Source organism: Mesorhizobium sp. M7A.F.Ca.ET.027.03.2.1 (genome assembly GCF_003999175.1).
Classification (GTDB): domain Bacteria; phylum Pseudomonadota; class Alphaproteobacteria; order Rhizobiales; family Rhizobiaceae; genus Mesorhizobium.
In genome coordinates this window covers 1-470 of sequence record NZ_RZOM01001882.1, presented here as the reverse complement: position 1 = coordinate 470, position 470 = coordinate 1, and the positions used below count along the sequence as shown (strand labels likewise).

Annotated in this window: 1 protein-coding gene and 1 pseudogene; one reads left to right on the top strand and one right to left on the bottom strand. The window is 62.8% G+C overall.

Annotation, left to right across the window (positions count from 1 at the left end; all coding sequences use genetic code 11):
- A pseudogene (locus EN750_RS38590) lies at positions 1–204 on the top strand (microcin ABC transporter ATP-binding protein); the annotation flags it as partial.
- Between the two features lie 20 nt (positions 205–224).
- On the opposite strand, the gene EN750_RS38585 reads toward EN750_RS38590, so the two are convergent.
- Positions 225–470: TerB family tellurite resistance protein (locus EN750_RS38585; protein WP_189526883.1), on the bottom strand; the 246-nt coding region annotated here is incomplete at its 5' end.

Genomic DNA, 470 nt, shown 5'->3' with positions numbered 1-470 from the left:
GCCTATCTCTTCATCACCCATGACCTGACCGTCGCCCGCGCCATCACGGACGAGGTGCTGGTCATGCATGACGGCAAGGTCGTCGAGCGCGGCAAGACGAACGCGGTGCTCGACCACCCGCAATCCGAGGCGGCCAAGGCGCTTGTCACCGCCGCCCCTGATTTGCACCGGGCGATCGCGACGCGGCTGCGAGAGCAAGGCTGATCAGGAGAGAAGGCGTCCAATCACTCCTGCGGCTTCACCACATCGACCGGGCTGATGTCGAGCAGGTCGAGCGTGCGGCGCAGAAGGCGCATCTCGCTCTCGGCAAGTTGCGAATCCGCCTTGGCGATCTCCGCCATATGTTTGGCCAATTGCCGGCGCCGCTCGACATCGAGGTCGCGGAACAGTGCGATCGCCTGCGAACCATTGGTCTCGTAGCCGAACTCGTTGAGATATTCGATGACGCTGTCGATGCTGCTTTCCGCAAT